At 44.2% G+C, this 20,149-nt stretch carries 19 protein-coding genes; 8 read left to right on the forward strand and 11 right to left on the reverse strand.

What is annotated here, in order from left to right:
• Positions 1–80: 80 nt before the first annotated feature.
• The 4 genes from fabZ (at position 81) to BLW34_RS01415 (ending at position 2,252) form a co-directional block, all read left to right on the forward strand.
• Positions 81–524 (forward strand): 3-hydroxyacyl-ACP dehydratase FabZ, encoded by a 444-nt coding sequence (gene fabZ, locus BLW34_RS01400; RefSeq protein WP_090574566.1) that lies wholly within the window; start codon positions 81–83, stop codon positions 522–524.
• A gap of 77 nt (positions 525–601) precedes the next feature.
• Positions 602–1,189, forward strand: coding sequence for a ribonuclease HII (gene rnhB, locus BLW34_RS01405; protein WP_090574568.1), 588 nt, complete (start codon positions 602–604; stop codon positions 1,187–1,189).
• A gap of 26 nt (positions 1,190–1,215) precedes the next feature.
• Positions 1,216–1,668 (forward strand): CopD family protein, encoded by a 453-nt coding sequence (locus tag BLW34_RS01410; RefSeq protein ID WP_090574571.1) that lies wholly within the window; start codon positions 1,216–1,218, stop codon positions 1,666–1,668.
• 86 nt (positions 1,669–1,754) lie between these two features.
• Positions 1,755–2,252 (forward strand): FKBP-type peptidyl-prolyl cis-trans isomerase, encoded by a 498-nt coding sequence (locus BLW34_RS01415; protein WP_090574763.1) that lies wholly within the window; start codon positions 1,755–1,757, stop codon positions 2,250–2,252.
• Positions 2,253–2,396: 144 nt separating this feature from the next.
• On the opposite strand, the gene mutS is transcribed toward BLW34_RS01415, so the two are convergent.
• Both mutS and BLW34_RS01425 read right to left on the reverse strand, forming a co-directional pair.
• Positions 2,397–4,985 (reverse strand): DNA mismatch repair protein MutS, encoded by a 2,589-nt coding sequence (gene mutS / locus BLW34_RS01420; RefSeq protein WP_256203519.1) that lies wholly within the window; start codon positions 4,983–4,985, stop codon positions 2,397–2,399.
• A 263-nt stretch (positions 4,986–5,248) separates the two neighbouring features.
• Complete coding sequence (locus BLW34_RS01425; protein ID WP_090574576.1) at positions 5,249–6,424, reverse strand: type III PLP-dependent enzyme; 1,176 nt, start codon at positions 6,422–6,424, stop codon at positions 5,249–5,251.
• 734 nt (positions 6,425–7,158) lie between these two features.
• On the opposite strand from BLW34_RS01425, the gene BLW34_RS01430 reads away from it, so the two are divergent.
• The 3 genes from BLW34_RS01430 (at position 7,159) to BLW34_RS01450 (ending at position 9,773) form a co-directional block, all read left to right on the forward strand.
• Positions 7,159–8,046 (forward strand): recombination-associated protein RdgC, encoded by an 888-nt coding sequence (locus tag BLW34_RS01430; RefSeq protein WP_090539325.1) that lies wholly within the window; start codon positions 7,159–7,161, stop codon positions 8,044–8,046.
• 924 nt (positions 8,047–8,970) lie between these two features.
• Positions 8,971–9,090: a transposase gene (locus tag BLW34_RS17285; protein WP_371263901.1), complete on the forward strand. Its 120-nt coding sequence runs from the start codon at positions 8,971–8,973 to the stop codon at positions 9,088–9,090.
• A gap of 431 nt (positions 9,091–9,521) precedes the next feature.
• Positions 9,522–9,773 carry a helix-turn-helix domain-containing protein gene (locus BLW34_RS01450; protein WP_090574584.1) on the forward strand — a complete coding sequence of 84 codons (252 nt, stop codon included), beginning with the start codon at positions 9,522–9,524 and terminating at the stop codon, positions 9,771–9,773.
• Between the two features lie 397 nt (positions 9,774–10,170).
• Here the strand turns inward: BLW34_RS01450 and BLW34_RS16315 are convergent, their stop codons facing one another.
• The 7 genes from BLW34_RS16315 to BLW34_RS01485 form a co-directional block, all read right to left on the reverse strand.
• Positions 10,171–10,515, reverse strand: coding sequence for a hypothetical protein (locus BLW34_RS16315; RefSeq protein WP_218138717.1), 345 nt, complete (start codon positions 10,513–10,515; stop codon positions 10,171–10,173).
• Positions 10,516–11,180: 665 nt separating this feature from the next.
• A complete protein-coding gene (locus tag BLW34_RS01460) occupies positions 11,181–11,870 on the reverse strand; it encodes a DUF6781 family protein (protein ID WP_090574590.1) in 690 nt (229 codons plus the stop codon).
• Positions 11,871–11,912: 42 nt separating this feature from the next.
• Positions 11,913–13,244, reverse strand: coding sequence for a serine--tRNA ligase (gene serS, locus BLW34_RS01465; RefSeq protein ID WP_090574593.1), 1,332 nt, complete (start codon positions 13,242–13,244; stop codon positions 11,913–11,915).
• Between the two features lie 375 nt (positions 13,245–13,619).
• Positions 13,620–14,147 (reverse strand): adenine phosphoribosyltransferase, encoded by a 528-nt coding sequence (locus tag BLW34_RS01470; RefSeq protein WP_090574596.1) that lies wholly within the window; start codon positions 14,145–14,147, stop codon positions 13,620–13,622.
• 345 nt (positions 14,148–14,492) lie between these two features.
• Positions 14,493–14,972, reverse strand: a complete 480-nt coding sequence (locus BLW34_RS01475; RefSeq protein ID WP_090574601.1) for a nucleoside deaminase — start codon at positions 14,970–14,972, stop codon at positions 14,493–14,495.
• A gap of 78 nt (positions 14,973–15,050) precedes the next feature.
• Positions 15,051–15,629, reverse strand: a complete 579-nt coding sequence (locus BLW34_RS01480; protein ID WP_090574605.1) for a peptidoglycan L,D-endopeptidase MepK — start codon at positions 15,627–15,629, stop codon at positions 15,051–15,053.
• 58 nt (positions 15,630–15,687) lie between these two features.
• Positions 15,688–17,379 (reverse strand): L,D-transpeptidase family protein, encoded by a 1,692-nt coding sequence (locus tag BLW34_RS01485; RefSeq protein WP_090574609.1) that lies wholly within the window; start codon positions 17,377–17,379, stop codon positions 15,688–15,690.
• 266 nt (positions 17,380–17,645) lie between these two features.
• On the opposite strand from BLW34_RS01485, the gene BLW34_RS01490 reads away from it, so the two are divergent.
• Complete coding sequence (locus tag BLW34_RS01490; protein WP_090574612.1) at positions 17,646–17,978, forward strand: hypothetical protein; 333 nt, start codon at positions 17,646–17,648, stop codon at positions 17,976–17,978.
• A 579-nt stretch (positions 17,979–18,557) separates the two neighbouring features.
• On the opposite strand, the gene BLW34_RS01495 is transcribed toward BLW34_RS01490, so the two are convergent.
• Together BLW34_RS01495 and BLW34_RS01500 are read right to left on the reverse strand one after the other, a co-directional pair.
• On the reverse strand, positions 18,558–19,496 hold the full coding sequence (locus BLW34_RS01495) for a hypothetical protein (protein WP_090574615.1): 939 nt from the start codon (positions 19,494–19,496) through the stop codon (positions 18,558–18,560).
• Positions 19,486–20,103, reverse strand: coding sequence for a hypothetical protein (locus BLW34_RS01500; RefSeq protein ID WP_090574617.1), 618 nt, complete (start codon positions 20,101–20,103; stop codon positions 19,486–19,488). The genes BLW34_RS01495 and BLW34_RS01500 overlap by 11 nt, the downstream gene beginning before the upstream one ends.
• Positions 20,104–20,149 lie beyond the last annotated feature (46 nt).

A 20,149-nucleotide genomic window follows, 5' to 3' on the forward strand; every position in this document is an offset into this window, starting at 1 on the left:
TTAATACTAATTTTAGGCAGTGTTATTTTGGGTTATTGTGCAGATGATCAACCCACTTTCCAGGCTAAAGGGAGACAAGAATGAATGCCATGGACATTTATGAAATTTTAAAGTATCTGCCTCATCGTTATCCTTTCATTCTGGTTGATCGAGTTATTTCTTATGAACCAGGTGAACGGATCATTGCACTCAAAAATGTATCGATCAACGAACCTTATTTTGTTGGACATTTTCCACATCACCCGGTCATGCCGGGTGTCCTAATCGTCGAAGCCTTGGCGCAGGCAGCGGCATTACTTACAATCAAAACAGAGAACCCCACCAAAAATGATGCGCAAGTTTATTATTTTGTAGGGATTGATGGCGTGCGTTTTAAGAAACCCGTCACGGCAGGTGACCAACTCTTGCTGAAAGTGGAAATCACCAGACAGATAAAAGGTGTTTGGAAATATTCAGCACGTGCAGAGGTAGGTGATCAGCTTGTGACCGAGGCACAATTAATGTGCACAGTGAGAAATATATAGAAACTGCCTCATTTGTTGCCGGCAGATTTCTTTATTTTTTGTCTTTCTGCATTCATAGATAGCTGGCTGTAAGCTACATGCATGAAACTGATTGGATTGGTGGCGTGGATGAAGCTGGAAGAGGGCCCCTTGCTGGGCCAGTCTATGCGGCGTGTGTCATTTTAGGCCCGGATTGCAACATTGAAGGATTGGCTGATTCCAAAAAATTGAGTGAGAGCAAACGTACTTACCTTGCCGCTCTCATCAAGCATCATGCGAAAGCATGGGCGATTGCTTCTGCTTCTGTTGCCGAAATAGATCATTTGAATATTCTGCAAGCCAGCTTGCTCGCCATGAAGCGGGCCGTTGAAAGATTACCGCTGATTCCTTCAATTGTTTTAGTCGATGGCAATCAATCGCCACGACTAAATTGCCCTATGAAGACGATCATAAAAGGTGACAGTCTCGTTCCTGAAATTTCGGCAGCTTCGATACTGGCCAAGACAGCGCGTGATGCTGAGATGTTGCGATTGCACAAGCATTTTCCTGTTTACGGACTAAACCAGCATAAGGGTTATCCTACAAAAGCTCATTTGGCGGCATTACGGCAACATGGCATCTCTGAAATTCATCGACGCAGCTTCGCTCCTGTGAGTGCTTTGATGGGAGAGCATACCCATTCCTGACTACACTTTTCTAGATAAGGATTCACATGAAAATACCATTATTTCTACATCTGTTGGGGGTGATCGTTTGGGTGGGGGGGATGTTTTTTGCTTATTGGGTTCTGCGCCCGATTGCTGCACAGCTGCTTGAACCACCCATACGATTAAAGCTCTGGAGTGGCGTATTTAGCCGGTTTTTTCCATGGGTATTTTTATCGGTGGGATTCATCCTGGCTAGCGGTCTTTATATGGTGATGCAAATGGGAGGATTTGCGGCCGTAGGTCTGTATATTCATTTCATGTTTGCGTTAGGCCTTCTTATGATGCTGATCTTTATTTATGTTTTTTTCTCGGCATTCAAGAAACTCAACTATCATGTTGCCAGAGAAGAATGGCCATCTGCAGGTGCTACGTTAGGGAAAATTCGCCTATTAATTGGGCTTAATCTTATACTGGGAGTCGTGACCATTACGGTTGCGGTTCTAGGAGGGTCAGTTTAATCTGGCCAATCGTGGGAGTGTACAAAAAACTTTTTTGTATTTGTGTATTCCATTAATCAATGAGAATCAATATAGGTGGTAAAGAAATGCTTATAGAAAAGGATACCGTGGTATCGCTTCAATATTATAAATTGTCCAATTCAGAGGGTGAAATTGTCGAAGAATCCACTTCTCCAGTAAGTTATCTGCACGGTGGTTATGGCGGGATGTTTCCGATTGTAGAGGCAGCACTGCAAGGAAAGGAAGCAGGATACCGTCTATCCATAGCGATGGAGCCAGAAGAAACTTTTGGAGAATATGATAGTGAGTTGATTCGCATAGAGCCACGCAACGCTTTTCCAGATACTGTCGAAGTAGGTATGCAGTTCGAAGGTGGAGTCGAGGGTGGAGAAGAGAATTCAGAAGATATGATGATTTATACGGTTACTGATGTAACCGAAGATATCGTGGTCGTTGATGGCAATCATCCGCTAGCAGGAATGGCTTTACAATTTGAGTGCACCGTAATGGAAGTGCGTTCGGCCACCCCCGATGAGCTTTCGCATGGCCATGTGCATGGACCACATGGTCACCATGATCATTAAGAGGCTGTAAAAACGAAGTTTCGTTAAAACGAGGTTTTGCTAATGAATCTACTGGGCAGGCAATCTTCTGCGCTCCGTCTGCTTTGCGCTTGATGCGCTCGCACGAATTCTTCACAACCGCTGATCGGAAGCCTCTCGGAAGAGTTAGCCCTTATCCAACATTGATTTTAATGTATAGAGATGCGCCAATGCTTCCCTGGGGCTTAGCTCATCAGGTATAAGTTTACTTAAATGTGTAAAAATAGGATGTAATGTTTCAGGAAACTGATTGATTGTATCCGGTTGCTCTGAGAATAAATCGAGTTGGGGGTTTTTGCTGACATTTTCCTGCTCCAGCTTGGTCAAGATTTTTCTGGCTGCCTTGATCACTGGACTGGGCACGCCCGCCAGTGCTGCCACATGCAGACCGTAGCTCTGACTAGCAGGTCCTTCATTAACCGTATGCAAAAAAACGATATGTTGCTTGTACTCGACAGCTCCCAGATGAACGTTAGCAGCTTGTTCAAATTCTTCTACTAGTCTGGTCAACTCGAAATAGTGGGTGGCAAACAGCGTATAGCTCTGATTTTTGGTCAGTAAATAGCGGGCAATGGCAAAAGCCAACGCCAGACCATCAAAGGTAGATGTTCCTCTTCCGATTTCATCGACTAATACCAGACTCTGGTCGGTGGCATTGCGCAGGATATTGGCAATTTCGGTCATTTCGACCATAAAGGTAGAGCGACCGCCCGCCAGATCATCGGATGCGCCAATGCGAGTAAAGATCTGATCGATCGGGCCAACCCGTACACTGTTTGCAGGTACAAAACTACCGCAGTGTGCAAGCAATGCAATCAAAGCAGTTTGCCGCATATAAGTGGATTTCCCACCCATATTGGGACCCGTGATGATGAGTAGTTGTCGCCTGCCAGTTGCACATAAACCAAGCTGCACATCATTGGCAATATAATGATCCACCTGACTTTCCACGACAGGGTGGCGGCCTGTGTTGATTTCTATGACTGCTTCATCGGTAAAGACCGGTGCAGTATAGTTAAGCGATTGAGCGCGCTCAGCAAATGTACTCAGCACATCGATTTCTGCCACGCTATGCGCCATATTCTGTAAATGGCTAATAAAGGCAGTGAGTTTTTCCAGCAGGGCATCATATAAGAATTTTTCTCTAGCAAGTGCATGATCCCTGGCTGCTAGCGCCTTGTTTTCAAAAACCTGTAGCTCTGGAGTAACATAGCGTTCGGCATTTTTCAAGGTTTGCCTTCTGCGATAATCGGGCGGAATCTTGTCGCTATATGCATGGGTGATTTCGATATAAAAACCGTGAATCCGGTTATATTCCACCTTGAGGTTAGGAATACCCGTACGTGTTTTTTCGCGCGCTTCCAGTTGCAGCAAAAATTCGCCACAGTTATTTTGTAAGGCACGTAATTCGTCTAGCTCGGCATCATAGCCATCGGCAATGACCCCTCCCTCGCGTAGCAGCACGCTTGGTTCAGGGAGAACTGCCTGGTGCAATAGTTCAACCAGACTGCTATCCGGTATCATGGCTCGCGCCAGTCGGGTGAGGTGCTCGCTGAGAACATGGGTTGCCATAGCAGCGATCTCAGGCAGGTAAGCTAGACTACCACGCAAGCTGGAGAGGTCACGCGGTCGAGCTGATTTGAGAGCAATGCGCGCAGTGATGCGCTCAATATCGGCAATGCGCTTGAGATGTTCCCTGATACCCACGTAAGGCGTTGCTATCCCAGCTGCTTCCATCAGGCCGGAGACGCTGTCAAGACGATGCTGGAGGATCGAGTAATCCCGTAGTGGATGATGCAGCCAATGCCGTAACAAACGGCTGCCCATACCGGTTGAACAAGTATCCAGTAATGACATTAATGTGGGTGAAGTCTCCCCCCGCAATGTTTCAGATATTTCCAGATTGCGACGGGTGGCGGCATCCATACGAATGTAGGCACCATCGCGTTCGACCTGTAATGTCTTGACATGCGTGATATCGGCCCCTTGCGTGAGGCGGACATATTCGAGTAACGCCCCGGCAGCTTGCAGAGACGCGTGCAAATCATCGCAGCCAAAAGCGGAGAGATCATGGGTGCCAAATAGCTTGGTAAGATTACGGATTGCGCTGCTGTAATCGAATTGCCAGGCTGGTAGTTGTTTGGAGGGACTTGATTCAGTAAATACTAAAGATATATCCAGTGACTCAGGCAAAAGAATTTCAGCAGGCTGAAGGCGCTCTAGTTCGCTCGTCAGATTATCCGGGGAAGTTTCCAGCATACGCAACTGGCCAGCGGCCAGATTAAGCCATGCTAACCCTAACGTCGATTTGTGCAATGACAGCGCCAGTACGATACAGTCGCGTTTGTCTTCCAGCAAAGCGGCATCGGTCAGTGTACCCGGTGTGATAATACGGATTACTTTGCGTTCTACGGGTCCCTTGGCAGTGGCGGGATCACCGACTTGCTCGCAAATGGCAACTGATTCGCCTAATTTGACGAGTTTCGCCAGATATTGATCTGCAGCATGATAGGGCACACCGGCCATTTTGATAGGCTCACCTGCCGAGGTCCCACGCTGGGTCAGTGTGATATCGAGCAACTTGGCTGCTTTCTCGGCATCCTCAAAGAATAACTCATAGAAATCTCCCATGCGATAAAACAGTAGCTTGTCAGCATGCTGTGCCTTGATGCCCAAGTATTGCTGCATCATGGGGGTATGATTTTCTGGAGTCATGAAATTGACGGATTATTAATCAAGCAGCCTATTTTAGCAGGCTAAGGCTGTTGCAATAAGTAAGTCATTGCAGTAGATGGTCTGTTTCTTAGTCGAATACGTTGATATTTGCATAAATGCGCATCAGCGTATTTGATTGATTGATATCGTGGGTGGGTGCACGCCAAACTTGTCGAAAAATATACCGATTCCAACAAGTTTGGCTAGAATGAATGCATAACTTACCGTGCCGGATCAATCATTGGCCAATGAGGATGTTCAAGTTACAGTACGATTACATCGGGTAAAGGAAAGCCATTGAAATTACTGGCGTAGGCAGTGGTATAGGCGCCTGCATTGGGAATAAAGATGAAATCGCCTTCCTGAATATCTTCAGGCAACAGCTCGTCATGCATGAGCACATCAACAGAATCACAGGTTGGGCCAGCAATGGACCATGGGATATTGCTCCCCTTGCGGTTAGTCAAAATCTCATAGCGTAGCCCTTCGCTTACTTCAATAATACCGCCAAATATGCCGGCATCCCAGTACATCCAGCGTTTTCCATTGCGGGTGGCAGTGCCTACTACCCTGCAAACAAAACATGCTGAATCCGATACCAGAAATCGACCCGGCTCAGCCATGATGCGAATTTCTTCCGGGAGATCAGCAATTGCAGTATTGATGACATCTGCAATTACTTCAATGGAAGGGATGGGTTTAACATGGCGTACCGGATAGCCACCGCCGATGTTGAGCAATCGAGGCCTTAATCCGGCCTGCCTCATATCAGCGAAAACGTTTTTGGCACGCTCGATACCGACTCGCCAGTTTTGCGGATTACGGCATTGGGAGCCCACATGAAAGGTCACGCCAGCAAGATCGGCGCCCAGAGAGGCGGCTTCGTTAATAATTTCATTGATATCAGCAAGGTGTGTGCCAAATTTACCTGCAAGTGGCCAGTCACTACCGATGTTAGGCGTATCGATGCGCAAGTATAATTTTGCATCTGGCTTGACGCTGACGATTTTACGAAGCTCTTCAATACTATCCAATACGTACCATTCTACGCCTTTGGCTGCGGCGTACTCCAGGTAGGCGCGAGATTTCATTGGGTTACTATAGTAGATTTCCGCTGCGGGAACACCTAAACTAAGCAATAGATCCAATTCGGCGATGGACGCAATTTCAAAACCTGAGCCTTCTTCTATCAATGTTTTTAATACGCGCGAATCCGGATTTGCTTTTGCTGCGTAATGCGGATGAACGCGTGGCATGGCAGCTTTGAAACGGCGAATTTTGTTACGGATAATATCGCTGTCGACTAGCAAGAAAGGTCTGCTATAACCCTTTTTCAGGGCTTCTTCAACGAGAGAGAGATCCAGACTAATCTCAGGGTGGGTATCAAAGATAAAGTCACTTTCAGTTCTCTTTTGCACAGTGGCGGTACGAATTTTCATTATTAATTCCTCTTACAGGTCGCTACGTTTCTGGGATATGAATATGAACCAAATCAGTTTGTGCAAAAGAATTCGCTTTGCTTATCATGATGACCTCCTTATTTCTTAATGCTAATGAAGCTAATAAAATTATTAAAGGGTACGAATTATAGGCCGCATTTTTGTGGAATCAAGCATTTTTTTTAATGAAAGAAAAAATAATTTATTCTTAAAATGGTTACTTGAAATCATGAAGTTGTAGCATAAGATATTTTTTACTTTCCATGCATTAAATGCTGATTGAGACAATAAAAAAAATTTATTGTTCAAGGTAAAGTACGTCAGTTGTTAATCAATGAAATTTCGATGCACCCAAGCAAGCCAGGATATTCACAGACTTTCTGATGTGGTAGCTCCACCACGCCAGAATCAAGCCAAGAGAGGAGAAATATGAGTGCGATTAATCCATATATATGTACAGAAAAGATTTCCAATGTTCGCCAACTTGCTATTATTCAATTCAGGGCGAATTTGTTGCTTCTTAAGTTCTGAGGATTGATATCAATGTGGCAAAGCGGGTGTAGTTTAAAGGAGCAGCAGCGTGCAACGAAAATATGCCACAGCAGTCACTTATTCAAATCTTCCTGAACGTTATAACTCGGCATACCATCGGTTGATCAAAAAACAGCAATCGCATGTACAATTCTTAGCCTTTTGACACATCCCAATAAAACGATTTCTGAAATAAATACATTATGTGGTTTAAGAATTTACAAATTTATCGTATCACTGACTGGAAGCTCACGCATGGAGAGCTTGAAGAGTTGTTAGCAAGACGCACCCTGGAAGCCTGTTTGAGTATGGAAATGCAAAGCCATGGCTGGGTTCCGCCCGGCATGGAAGAAGAACATCTGGTTTGTGCGCGCGGCCAGCAGATGCTCATCGCCCTGGGGTCAGAGAAAAAATTGCTGCCTGCCTCCGTCGTTAATCAGCGTGCCAAAGCGCGTGCCGAGGAAATGGAAGTGCAGCAGGGCTATCCAGTTGGCCGTAAACAGATGAAAGAAATCAAGGAGGCCGCTTTATACGAACTGCTGCCACGCGCCTTTGTCATCCGGCAGAAAAGCCATGCCTGGATCGATCCGGTTGACGGTTGGTTTATCATCGATAGCGCGAATGTCGCCAAAGCTGATACCTTTGCAGAGACTTTCCTGAAAACGATTCCCACGATTGCGCTCAAGCGCATCAAGACCACGATAACCCCCACATCGGCCATGACTAGATGGCTATCAGGGGATGAGCTGTCCGCTGCGTTCGCCATCGACAGCGACAGCGTTTTCCGCAGCAGAGAAGATAAAAAAGTCTCGGTAAGTTATCAGCGGCAACCACTTGACTCGGATGAAATCACTCGGCATGTCAGGGCGGGTAAGGAAGTGACCAAACTGGCGATGGTCTGGGAAAATAACCTTTCCTTTATGTTGGACGAAAATCTGCAGATAAAGCGGCTCACCCTGCTGGATATCGAGAAAGAACCCGCAGAATCCGCTGAAGAGCAGTTTGATAGCAATTTCTTTCTCATGACCGAACAATTGAAGCAGTTATTGCCTGATTTAATTGATGCATTGGGCGGCGAGGTGGTTGAATAACACGCTAATTCTGAATTTTTGGGTTAAATCCAATGACAGAAGCTGCATGTCAAGATATGCAGTGAGCCAGTCGGATTAATATCACAACTTTATCGTTTCTTATATTTGAACGCGATAGATATTCGGAAGCTTTATAATTATTTTTTAAGACCATAAAGGGAGAGCTTGCTTGGATATATCAAAAGCGCTTGAGAGAATAAAAAGCATAAATTTCAAGAGCGTAGTCGAGTTCTGATAGGTTATTGAATCTTATATTATTTTGATGCCGCTCTGCGTTAAAGTGGCATCAAGGTGCACAGATTTATGGTCGCAGCCTCTAGTGGTTAGTGCGTTCAACTTCCAAGCTTATCTTGAGCTTCTTGCAATGGTCTGTCCGGTTTCGCAGGATAAGCGGTATAATTCCTTACTACTTTCATGACAAATTCTGAAGTCATAACTGGAGCTAGGTTTGAGTTTCTATTCGTGTGCCTTATTTTTTCCCCAGAATTGCATCTATCAATCAATGCTTGCCGCTCAGCTTCGGTGCTGAAGGTTGGCAGCACTTTCTCCATTCCTGAAGGTGAATAATTGATCGCGCTGGGTACAGGAGCCTCACTGCTACAACTGATCAAAGCGCACTAAGGGCAGTAATAAATACACTATATTTAAAGTGTATTTAGAATCTTCCTCTTTAAAAATCATTAGCATGGCTTGATTTATTCTGCTAATTTTTCAATCTTTCGGCGCAGATCCAGCCACACGTGAGTTAAGTAGCTAATTCTACCTGAATCCTTGATGTCGTAGATTCCATTACCATTAGGAGGTGACTACACGCTGCAAGCCGTTCAGGCGGGGTTAGCGGTCTATCATGTTATTCAACGCGAAATCAAGGCGCTGGAACAATTCGTTCACTGAACGATAAACTTAACCAAAGCTTTTGAAATACTGAAAACAATCCGGAGTATCGGAAGAATACTTGAACTGACCATTATGCTGGAGACGGATGATATTCATCGTTTTACCAGCGAGAGTAAGTTTGTTTCTGGTTGCCGTTGTATAAGATAGCACAAGCACATCAGCAATCGCAGAAACAAAGAGGAAGGCAATCCCGGAGCACGCAACATATCTCTCCCGGATCTTTTCTGAAGCAGCGCATGTGCATGTGCATGTTCCGTGCGCTATGAACTATTGACGCAACGGTTTTATGAACGAAAAAAGCCAAAACGAATAGCACTATTGTTATCTGGATCGTTTGCCTAGAGGCTGGCAAGAACAAACTGGGCTTCTAGGTGTTTGTACGTATTGTTATTGTGATAAAGATAGAAAATAATAACCATGAAATTAACAAGGATCAAGAGAGTTTTGCCCTCATTGATTCCAATGATTTCTGTTTCGTATTTTTGTGGTTCTTAATGGATTATTTGTTTTTGTATGAGCTACTTGGAAATTCCGCTTTCAAGAGCGGCTGATTCCAGCTTTCTTAGAAAGGATTGATTATGATTGTAAATATAAGTGATAACGTTCATAGTCACGAAAAACGACTTACACCAGCGCTATATAGATTGTTAGAGGCTTGCCTTGAAAAAAAAACAACAAATACCAAAGTTCTTGCAGCACATCTATGCCGCTCTCCTGCAACCATTCGAACTGAGTTTCAACGGGTGCTTGCATTTATGGATGTGCATTGCAGATATGAAGCATTACGGGCAGCAGAAGAAAATGGATTGATCCGGCGTAAGCGCAGATAAGCTGGATATGAGCCTGAGTCTGGTAGACAACTGCTAAAGCCAATACCATTATTATATTTTCTATTTACAAGAAAATACGTGCGGCATAGTAGCCGTTTATGCCGCTACGACTCTCTGTAAGCGTTTTGTCTGGGTTAAAGTGGATGCTATTATCTCTTAGCATGACAACCAGATCTACATGACTGTTTTTCGATGTCCAGGTACTAAGGAATAAAAATTGCATGCATATACATGATTGCCTGCCCATTTGTTATTCCTTAGCATCATCATGCAATAAAGCTGGATTGGCTTAAGCTGTTGCTCTTGCTCTTGCTCTGCTTCAAGTGCCGATCAGAAAATTAGGAGCAAACATTAAGTCTTTCCGATCTTAATCATTGTATTGAAAGAGCGCTGCTTATTAATAACCGCTGTCAACAGCGTCTGCTTTTTCCTTTAACGTATCGCTAGCTTCTTCAATTTTTTCTGGGGCATCCTCGAAAGTTTTGCTCATAGTATCCTTCAAGCTTTCCACAGTTTCGTCTATTTTCTCACCCATCTGCTCAGCGGGGCCTTGAGAAGTACCACCAATTTCTTCAATTTTTTTAGCGGCCTTTTCAATAACTTCATCAATGGTTTTTTTACTGCTATATATAGACTCGTCTATTTTTTTGCCCATTTGCTCTGCAGTCCCTTCTTGTCCTGAGCAGCTTATAAAAAGAAAAGATAGAAAAAATAAGGATAGCGATAAAATTAGTTTGTTCAACAATACCTCATAAAAATGAAGGATGGGTTTTTGAAATACTGCTAAACACTCTCTGAGTCATTCTAAAAATTATGTTCTTCCTGTTCGAATAAAGCCAGCTAATTAATCCAATGGGAAACCTGGTGTTCGGTTCCTCAATTTTTATATTGAGCTGGATTTTGGCTAGAGAATAATAAAATTAAAAAGAAATAAGCCGAGACGCTAGCATGGTAACACCCCCTAGCCAACTTCGACAAATTCACTCACGAGCACTGAAAAGCAGGACTATGCTCTGAAAAACCTTTTTTATTAGAAGGATTGATCAATGAGCAATGAGAGACCTTTGCAAAGGTCTCAATGAATATGGCAGAAATTGTTCCAAATGAAGGCTACGTACTAGATATCAAGGCTGATGATAGGTTGGACTGGCCTGTTTGACGTAATGTCCTGTCATTTGAAGAGGAGTGTGGAGAGGACCTTGCTGCAGCTACCATTGTGGTACGATGGTAGCTCAAGGGAAATGAAAACGCTCACAATAAGGTGCTTAATTTGTGCTGCCTCAGTTACCGCGCTCCTTCGGCAGCCGCTGAGCGCAAACATTCTGCGATTGTAAAAAACCATCCAGCCAACGCCAAGAAGTGGCGTGGCTGAGTGAGGTGTGCAATTGATTCATTCGTGTTTCCTGGTTACTTATTTTTATCATGCTTGGTTTGTTCAGAAACTCCTGTCAAAACACCAGAGGTAATTTTATGCAACAAATCAGCAGTTGCTTGAGTCAGTTGTAAGCCTGCTTCAAACTGGGCATGTCCGACAGATGCTATCTGGTGGGTAAAGGTCGCCAGTGTTTCTTTGAGCTGGGCGCCGATCGTTGTTCCATTGCGCTTTGCATGAGTAAGCAGATCATTCAATGTTTCGGCGATCACCCCTTTTGCGACCGTTGATGTATGTTGTACGATATCCAGAAATAGGCTTTCTAGGGTTTCAAGATCAGCGCGCGTTTTAGTCAGCTCGTCACGTGAAAATTGTTGAGCCTTTCCGGCCGCTTCCTCTACTGCCAATTTTGAAGCTTCAGCAAATTGTGCTAAGGCGGTGTCCAATCCAGATACCGCGTGGGTAATTTGGGTTTGGGCGGCATGCGATTGTTCTGTTGCGTGCTCCAATTTCTGCTGTGCACCATCATGCACACCTTGCATTACTGCAGTAGCAATCCGGCCCAGTGATTCAATGTCTAATCGATTCGCCTGCATTGCCTTGAGCGTCAACTGCCGTACAGTTTCCTTGACGTCACCACCATGAGCGATTGCCTCACGTACGTCGGATTCGAGCTTTGCCATATCTTCCTGGTTATGAGTCGTGCGATTACTTTCATTTTTCATTTCAAATACCCTCCGGAGTTAGAGAAATGTGCCACATCAGGATCATTTTCCGCCTTCAATAGTGAGTCGGTCAAGGCCACCCATATAAGATTGTAAAACAGATGGAATAGTTACGCTGCCATCCGCTTGTTGGTAATTTTCAAGAATAGCGACCAACGTTCGCCCAACCGCCAAGCCAGAACCATTCAGCGTGTGGAGCAATTCCGGTTTTCCTTTCTCGTTACGAAAGCGCGCCTGCATGCGTCGTGCCTGGAAAGCTTCGCAATTGCTGCATGAGGAAATCTCGCGATAGGCATTTTGTGCAGGTAACCACACTTCGATATCATACGTCTTTGCAGCCGAAAAACCCATATCACCGGTACATAATGCCATCACTCGATAGGGCAATTCCAGTTTCTGCAAGATTTTTTCAGCATGACTGACGAGCTGTTCCAACGCCTCATAGGATTCTTGCGGATGTGCGATATGGACGAGTTCGACTTTGTCGAACTGATGCTGTCGGATCAGCCCACGGGTATCCTTGCCATAGCTGCCCGCTTCAGAACGAAAACAAGGCGTGTGGGCAACAAATTTCAGGGGAAGTTGCTCGCGTGGGATGATTTCATTGCGTACCATATTGGTCAGGGGTACCTCGGCGGTGGGGATCAGGTGTAATTTGCATGAATCCTGGTCGGTTGGTATTGCTGAATCAGGATGACTGTTTCCTCCCGGATATGCAACAAACAGGTCCTCTTCAAATTTCGGTAATTGTCCGGTGCCTCGCAAGCAATCTGCATTGACTAGGTAGGGCACATAAACCTCGGTATACCCATGCTCCTGAATATGTGTGTCCAGCATGAATTGCGCCAGTGCGCGATGCAGACGAGCAAGGCCACTTTTCATTACGTTAAACCGTGCGCCGCTCAGTTTGGCAGCCGTTTCAAAGTCGAGTAATCTTAATTGCTCGCCAATAGCGACATGATCTTTGATAGCAAAATCGAATAATCTGGGCGATCCCCGGCGCCGTATTTCGAGATTATCCGCTTCGCTGTTACCTTCTGGGACACTATCATGCGCTAAATTAGGTGTTGTCAGCAGTATCTGCTGAAGCTCAGTCTGTAAGTGTTCGAGCTGGTTTTCAGCTTGCTTGAGTTCATCACCGAGATGAGCAATCTCTGTCATGATCGCAGTCACATCCTCGCCTTTTTGCTTGGCAATGCCAATTTGCCTGGAAGTTGCGTTGCGTTTTGCCTGCAACTCCTGTGTATGGGTCTGGATGGATTTACGCTGCGCTTCCAGCGAATTGAATTGCATTACCGGAAAGGTGTAACCACGTTTAGTCAGGCGCGAGGCGATGTTTTCCAGATCGGTGCGTAATTGTTGAATATCTAGCATGTGTACTCCAAAAGACGTGACTCATCTTAACCCGAATATTTCATAAATTGGCACGTGCCCTCACTTGCCTTTTGATTAATAAGAAAGATTTTGCTCAGTCGGGTGTATGAATCACTACACCCCTCCTTCTCAAGACTTCCCTATTAATCAAAATCCTGCGTGATCATCACGCGAATTTATGAAATATTCGGGTTAATTGACCGGGCAGATATTATGCCTGTAATTAAAGTGCTCTTTGTGTTGATAATACTATTTTGAACCTGCTAGATTCTATTTAAAGTGCATTCAAGCTAAGCCTGTCGAAGTGTGAACTCGTCGAAGGAATAGATATGGTCATCAGTTCAATCAAACAAATGCGCGAAGCAGTGTGGTTGATTAACTTCCTTCAAATGTGCATAGCGCGAACACTTTCTGCCCCTGCTTCTCTAGGCGCGCTCTGCCGCCAATATCTGGCAGGTCAATTACAAAGCAGCATTCGATGATTTCTCCACCCATTTCCTGGACTAGCTTGACGGCTGCCTCCATGGTGCCGCCCGTGGCAATCAGATCATCCACCAGCAATACCCGTTCTCCTCGTTGGATCGCATCAACATGAATCTCGATCTGGTCACTGCCATACTCTAACTGATATTCACGCGCGATCGTCTCAGCAGGCAATTTACCCGGCTTGCGAATGGGCACAAAACCAACACCCAGTTCATACGCAACGGGAGCGCCAATAATAAAGCCACGCGACTCAATACCTATCACTTTATCGATTCTCATCGTCCGGTAGCGCTCGACTATTTTCTGAATGGTAGTACGCAAACCAACAGGATCTTTCAAGAGCGTGGTAACGTCACGAAACATGATTCCCTCATGGGGATAATGGGGGATGGTGCGTATGCGGGATTTAATAGGCATAAAAGTTTTATCAATAAAAATCTATTGATCTGGGTTAAGTTGAAATTTTTGTAACCATCTTAGCGTATTTTTACCCAATCCGGCAGCATGCTGAATTTGTGGATGTACACATTGGGTTATGATGAGAGCCAAATTAATCCACTATCGGAGAACGCTGGAGTTATTATAAATTTTGCTGCGATAGATACTATTGATAACTGCGTCTTCCGAATTTCTGCATACGTTCCATCGTTCATTCGTTTCACTTGCATCAGCAGATGAAACATGTGCAGTTTCCTGTATTAACCTAAATAGGCTATAAGGACTCCCCTCTAATGACAAGGGTGCAAGCTCATCATTGATGACTTAATAGTGAGTTTTATCCAATTTTTCTGACCAGCTTGAAAATACTTTCAGTGCCTCCGATCGTAGTAGCTGCTCCATTGGGATCTTACGTCGCCGTAGATCCGACATGATTTCTTCATAAATAAACTGATCATCAAATCCGATTTGGGCCGCATCGGCTCTTGTGCAGGCATAGAATACCTTTTCTGGACGAGCCCAGTAGATGGCACCCAGACACATTGGACAAGGTTCGCAGGAAGTGTACAGTTGGCAGCCATCAAGCTGGAAAGTACCTAAATGCCGGCATGCATTTCGTATTGCGATGATTTCGGCATGAGCAGTGGGGTCGTTCGTGGAGATTACTTTATTGTTGCCTCTCCCAACGATCACGTTATTTTTGACAATGACACAACCAAATGGGCCACCCTCATTATTGATCATTCCATGAGCTGAAAGACTGATGGCTTCCAGTATAAATTGCTCTTGCTGCACTTTATTCATATGTTGCTATTATTTTTGGCCTCCATTGGCTTAATGTAAAGATCAGTTCATTTATACCCTGGAGCCAGGCTATCTGTCTTACCAATAGCGTACGTCCCCTGAATCAAGATGCACAAAGTTAGAGTCTGGATAATAACCAACGCCACCTACTTTTAACGATAATGCTGCTTTTCGCAAATCGGTCAGTGAGAATTCAGGTAGTCGAATGTCGATTGCCTTGCCCTGCATATGCAAGCTCTGTTTTGCCACACCATGATTATGCATGGCGAGCATCCTGTTGGTTTCGGGTGACCGATAGCCAGAGATGACTTGGAATTCCTTCCTTGCACCCATTCGACTATGCAGAAGTTGCATCATGTCGAGTAATCGAAGATCAATTATATGGGTCTTTCCGGTACGATGATCACGCAGTATTTTTTCAATATCTCTTAGTGCGCCAGAAATGTAGCGACCTTTTTCCCAGTAGACAGATTTGACCTTTTCACCAGTATGCAAATTATGTAAAGTTAATTGCTTTACGGTTGTCCTTGGGTTATTAGCATATGCTGCTGGCAGCGCGAGCATAGTGCAAGCACTCAATCCAGCTTTAAAAAAATGCCGCCGACTAGCCCCCAGCTTTGTTAACTGATCATGATCATTAGGTTCTTGTAAAAGCATTCCGGGTCCTCCAATAAGATATCAAGAGTATATTTATACTTGAAATGGGTAATATCGCTTACCAGCGAGCATGTTCTAGAACTCGCTTATCTCGTCCATAAGTGTCTGATGAGAAATAAATATTATTCAGCTCATCAACCCATGTCGTGAGATAGGTCAAATAGATAGGTAAGCGCCTAGGTAAATTGACTGTAATCGTTTTGCCGCTTTCTATTTTGGCAACGAGATCAGTCACTGCATTGGGTTCATTCAAAACAAACCCAGCCAATTGCAATGGCTTCTCCAAGCGGATACATCCCGAACTAAACATTCGAACATCTTTCAGAAACAATTGCTTAGAAGGCGTATCATGCAGATATATGCTGAAAGGGTTTGGAAACATAAATTTTATAGTGCCTAACGCGTTTTTCTCTCCTGGGTTCTGCCGCAATACATAAGGAAAATTCTTGCCTACCGCATGCCAGTTAATTGATTCCGGATTAAGCGCTTGTGAACGGCTGTCATGGTTTGAATAAACGCTTATTCCTTGTGACGTAAAGTAATTAAAATCATTTTGTTGTTTAGGGAGCAAATCTTTATGCGCGATACTGTTGGGGATATTCCAGTATGGATTCAGGATAAGATGTGAAATGAGGCTATTGAAACTGGGTGTTGAGCGATAATCGCGCCCTACAATAATACGCATATCCAGAATATGTTTTCCATACTCAATGGCAGTCAGGCGAAACCCGGCAATATTAACCAACAGATAACGATCGCCCAATTCTCTTGGCAACCATCGTAAACGTTCCATATTGATACGTAACTGCCGGATTTTCTGTTCAGGTGTTTTATTCAGTGCCGCCCGTGTATTTTTTCCGATAACCCCATCAGCATTCAATCCATGCTGGTACTGGAATACCTTAATCGCGTTTACCAATTCATCATCGTACTTTTCACTTTTACTAGGGACGATATCATATTCAGGATTGCCGTGTATGGCAAAAGCTTGAACAATTCGTGTGCGGATCTGCGGAATAACCGGATGATTCATGTTGGGCCGAATCAAGGGTATTTCCGGGATAGCTGTCCAATGAATGCCGCGCACCACTTGCTCACGGTAATGGGCTAAGGCCTGCCTCATTAGCTGATAGTCCTTTGTTTTAGGGGGCAAATCTTCCAGGAACGATTTTAAATTTCCAGAGTTAATCGCTTTCTGCAAGTAATCCGCCGGATCGAATGTCTGTTGCTGAATATGCCAATCAGGGTCAACTTCAGAAGCTATCAGACGGCCCCTGCATAAATCTCTAGCGAGCGCCAATACTGCTTGAGTAGTATGCAATTCGAGATCGAGCGGAGTAGGGCCCTCGCTACTTTGCTTACGTAGGCGTAATAGTTGTTCAAGCTCATAATCTTTGCTGTCCAAGCCTTCCTGTTCGGCGGTTGCAATAAATGCTATCGCAATATCAAGTTCAGGTGATATTTTGTCGTCCTGTACCCAAACAGGTTGATAATCACGCATCGCATAAAAGCGCTTTAAAATGGCTAAACCAGTTTTGCCTGATGCTGCAGGAGAAATTTTATCAAGCTGATTATGTAATGCTTGAGCATTAACTAAAATGCTGCCATCAGCAGTTGAAGGGAGTAAGCAAAATATTCCAATAGTAAAAAAAGCCGCTTGGAATGCTTGAATATTTGCGATTAGCGTATTTCTAATGCGAATATAGAAAAACCTCCTGCTATCTTCCAGTTCTTCTAAAAGACTACCCATGAAATGTCAGTGTGAATGAAGCTTATTTATAGTAAATTAACGTTTTACCACATATCGGCCAGAATTTCTAAGAAAGAACGGATGTATTTGGGGCTTATTGGGAAGATTTATGAGAAAAACCAAGATAAACCAATACGATTATTAATGGTAAATTAAAGCGTCATGGCTAGATCATTGACCCTAATGGCGCTGTCACGTAAAGTTAAATCTTATTGGATGTAAGACAAATCTACTGATATATACAAAGAAGGAATATTCAGAAAACCATGAGTATAAAAAAATGGACTGATGAGGAACTCTCATCGACACGCGATAAGCTTGATGAGTGGTGTCTCAAGCATGCCAGCCCTAGCTGGGGGAACCGCATGTGGCTATTGACCGCGATACTTGGCGCTGCAGCGATTTCAACGGGTGTGGTATTTATTTTTTTTGATGGCATTACAGCACTGAGTATATTCTTGATCGTCCTTGGCGTAATCACCTGTTACACCTGGTACAAAAGTGAGAAGCAACGCAAAATCAATGTGAATTTCCTTGAGGAACTTAAGGTGGAAATCGCGCGTAGGGCTAAGCATAAAGATGAGAAGTCAGTAAGTTAAGCTTATTAACCCGAATATTTCATAAATTGGCACGTGCCCTCACTTGTCTTTTGATTAATAAGAAAGATTTTGCTCAGTCGGGTGTATGAATCACTACACCCCTCTTTCTCAAAACTTCCCTATTAATCAAAATCCTGCGTGATCACCACGCGAATTTATGAAATATTCGGGTTAACGCCAGATATCAGACTTTTTGCATGGTGTGAGCGATTATTCTTTGATAAACCACATAAGCAGATAGTGACTGAGAGTAAGGTAGTTTCGATCCTGTATTAACGGCTTTGCGAGAAGGAGAAATTGTTTGCTTTAATGCACTTTGCCTAAATCCAGGGTGAACCGATACTTCTTATTTATGATCCCGACCGCGAACAATCAATTTGACCTTGGCCAGAAATTGTTGGTGGAGGCAGATAAAAGACTGGCATGGGTTTTTTCACCTGCGCATGGGAGGCGATGGTTACCTTGCCACAGAAAATCATAGTCAATTTCCTCGATGGCGGGTTGTTGGTTACGTGCCTTTAATTAATGGCAGAATAGACACTGCTCTTTTGATTGATCTGCGTAATGCGGCAATATTTTTTATATCGTTTCGCGAATATACCTCGTATTGATTCTCATGGCGATCGAACCAATGGCGATAAAAGCTGCGCCACATATGATCAGAACTAATGGCCAGCCAAGCGTATCGCTGAAGTGTTCATAAGTAAAATAGCTGATATAAGCGAGCATGGACAATGTGCCGGTCAGGAGTAATGTTCGACTGTGTGCAGCTGTGCTGATATAGATCATCAGTGCGGTCAAACCAAGGTAAAGCACTTCAAAGGGGGTGTCCTGTAACAAGTCGAAAGCCGCGATTAACAGGGCAATAGATCCGATGAAATACCAGAATGCCGAAATGGCGCGATGAGGGGAACTGTTTAGTGCCCATGAAATACACATTAATGATGTGCCTATAATTAGGGAGATAAGATTTTCTTCAATCTCTAGAAGCTCCATCGCAGTGATAAAAAAGCCGCAACCGAAAAAGATAGTCGTGAAAGCCAGTGTGGTGCGTTTCATTTGCCAGAAGATAGCTCCTTGCTGAATGAGCATAACCGTTGACATAAATAAAACGCCATAAAGCGGCTCATTCCCCTGCGAATGCTCATCCAGCATGACGAAGATGCCGGTAGGCTGGAACAGGGCTGCCATCAGCAATAAAGGCGTTGCAGAACGGTCATATTTAGGGTGATCTATTGCTACCAGTGCAAGTAGGAAGGCAGCAAAACCAGTGCCGAGCGTGACAGCAATCCGTGCCCCGGAAGTAAACTGATCCCATTGCATTCCGATGAGAATACAGATTCCCGCAAAAACCAGGATGCTGCCAATATAACCAAACAAGCGCGAAAGAATACCGCTGGACCTTTGAGCAGTGATCGCCTGTATATCCGTCAAGGCGACCATAACCTCATTGACGGTCAATTGATTGTTCTGGACAATCGTAACGATTTCCTGCAATGCTTCCTGCTTATTGGGCATGACCAGGATCTCCAGCTTTTTCTGAATTGGTTATCCAGCCAATGAAATTAAAGTTGCCGTATGAAGATTCGTTGTCATAATCAGGAATAATAAAACTTCCACCGCCTGCCTTTTTCACCCGATGAACATACCTTCCGGAATGACTGCCGAAGATTTCACCCAGAAGGCCACGGGAACGATAACTACCCAAAACGAATTCATAACCATCCAGGGATCTACTGTTGTTGTCGATGATGAAGTCGTTGAATTCGGCGACCGGCATCTCATCATCTTGCTGATTTTGCAGACGCTGTGGTAGCAGATAGTCAATTTTGCGCACGCTTCCTTTCTGACCGTTATAGATGAACAGTTCTTTCACATAGATTCCTTCTTGCTCTTTTCTCGGAGTAAGCTTCATATACAGTTTCTGGTTTCTGATAGCAAAATCGATATGAAAGGGTGAGTGATTGTCATAATGCGAGGCGCTGAATACCAATTCGTATCGAGGAGGGGTATCAAGCTTCTGAGGTATATGGCTTGCCAGTAGAAAGCCTAAGACAAGTATCACAGGCAAACTTAAGCCAATGATCAAGGCAAAGTTTGCCTTAAGAAAATTTTTAAGTGTCATTCAGAACAATCTCATTTAACAGAAAGAACAAGCTTACTATGCCAGA

Origin of the sequence: Nitrosomonas sp. Nm58 (assembly GCF_900107335.1) — a bacterium.
In the GTDB taxonomy this organism is placed as follows: Bacteria; Pseudomonadota; Gammaproteobacteria; order Burkholderiales; family Nitrosomonadaceae; genus Nitrosomonas.

What these genes read in the sequence shown, in the direction of transcription:
- fabZ (WP_090574566.1), top strand. Translation starts at nt 81, where the DNA reads ATGAATGCCATGGACATTTATGAAATTTTAAAGTATCTGCCTCATCGT.
- rnhB (WP_090574568.1), top strand. Translation starts at nt 602, where the DNA reads ATGCATGAAACTGATTGGATTGGTGGCGTGGATGAAGCTGGAAGAGGG.
- BLW34_RS01410 (WP_090574571.1), top strand. Translation starts at nt 1,216, where the DNA reads ATGAAAATACCATTATTTCTACATCTGTTGGGGGTGATCGTTTGGGTG.
- BLW34_RS01415 (WP_090574763.1), top strand. Translation starts at nt 1,755, where the DNA reads ATGCTTATAGAAAAGGATACCGTGGTATCGCTTCAATATTATAAATTG.
- mutS (WP_256203519.1), bottom strand. Translation starts at nt 4,985, where the DNA reads ATGACTCCAGAAAATCATACCCCCATGATGCAGCAATACTTGGGCATC.
- BLW34_RS01425 (WP_090574576.1), bottom strand. Translation starts at nt 6,424, where the DNA reads ATGAAAATTCGTACCGCCACTGTGCAAAAGAGAACTGAAAGTGACTTT.
- BLW34_RS01430 (WP_090539325.1), top strand. Translation starts at nt 7,159, where the DNA reads ATGTGGTTTAAGAATTTACAAATTTATCGTATCACTGACTGGAAGCTC.
- BLW34_RS01450 (WP_090574584.1), top strand. Translation starts at nt 9,522, where the DNA reads ATGATTGTAAATATAAGTGATAACGTTCATAGTCACGAAAAACGACTT.
- BLW34_RS01460 (WP_090574590.1), bottom strand. Translation starts at nt 11,870, where the DNA reads ATGAAAAATGAAAGTAATCGCACGACTCATAACCAGGAAGATATGGCA.
- serS (WP_090574593.1), bottom strand. Translation starts at nt 13,244, where the DNA reads ATGCTAGATATTCAACAATTACGCACCGATCTGGAAAACATCGCCTCG.
- BLW34_RS01470 (WP_090574596.1), bottom strand. Translation starts at nt 14,147, where the DNA reads ATGCCTATTAAATCCCGCATACGCACCATCCCCCATTATCCCCATGAG.
- BLW34_RS01475 (WP_090574601.1), bottom strand. Translation starts at nt 14,972, where the DNA reads ATGAATAAAGTGCAGCAAGAGCAATTTATACTGGAAGCCATCAGTCTT.
- BLW34_RS01480 (WP_090574605.1), bottom strand. Translation starts at nt 15,629, where the DNA reads ATGCTTTTACAAGAACCTAATGATCATGATCAGTTAACAAAGCTGGGG.
- BLW34_RS01485 (WP_090574609.1), bottom strand. Translation starts at nt 17,379, where the DNA reads ATGGGTAGTCTTTTAGAAGAACTGGAAGATAGCAGGAGGTTTTTCTAT.
- BLW34_RS01490 (WP_090574612.1), top strand. Translation starts at nt 17,646, where the DNA reads ATGAGTATAAAAAAATGGACTGATGAGGAACTCTCATCGACACGCGAT.
- BLW34_RS01495 (WP_090574615.1), bottom strand. Translation starts at nt 19,496, where the DNA reads ATGCCCAATAAGCAGGAAGCATTGCAGGAAATCGTTACGATTGTCCAG.
- BLW34_RS01500 (WP_090574617.1), bottom strand. Translation starts at nt 20,103, where the DNA reads ATGACACTTAAAAATTTTCTTAAGGCAAACTTTGCCTTGATCATTGGC.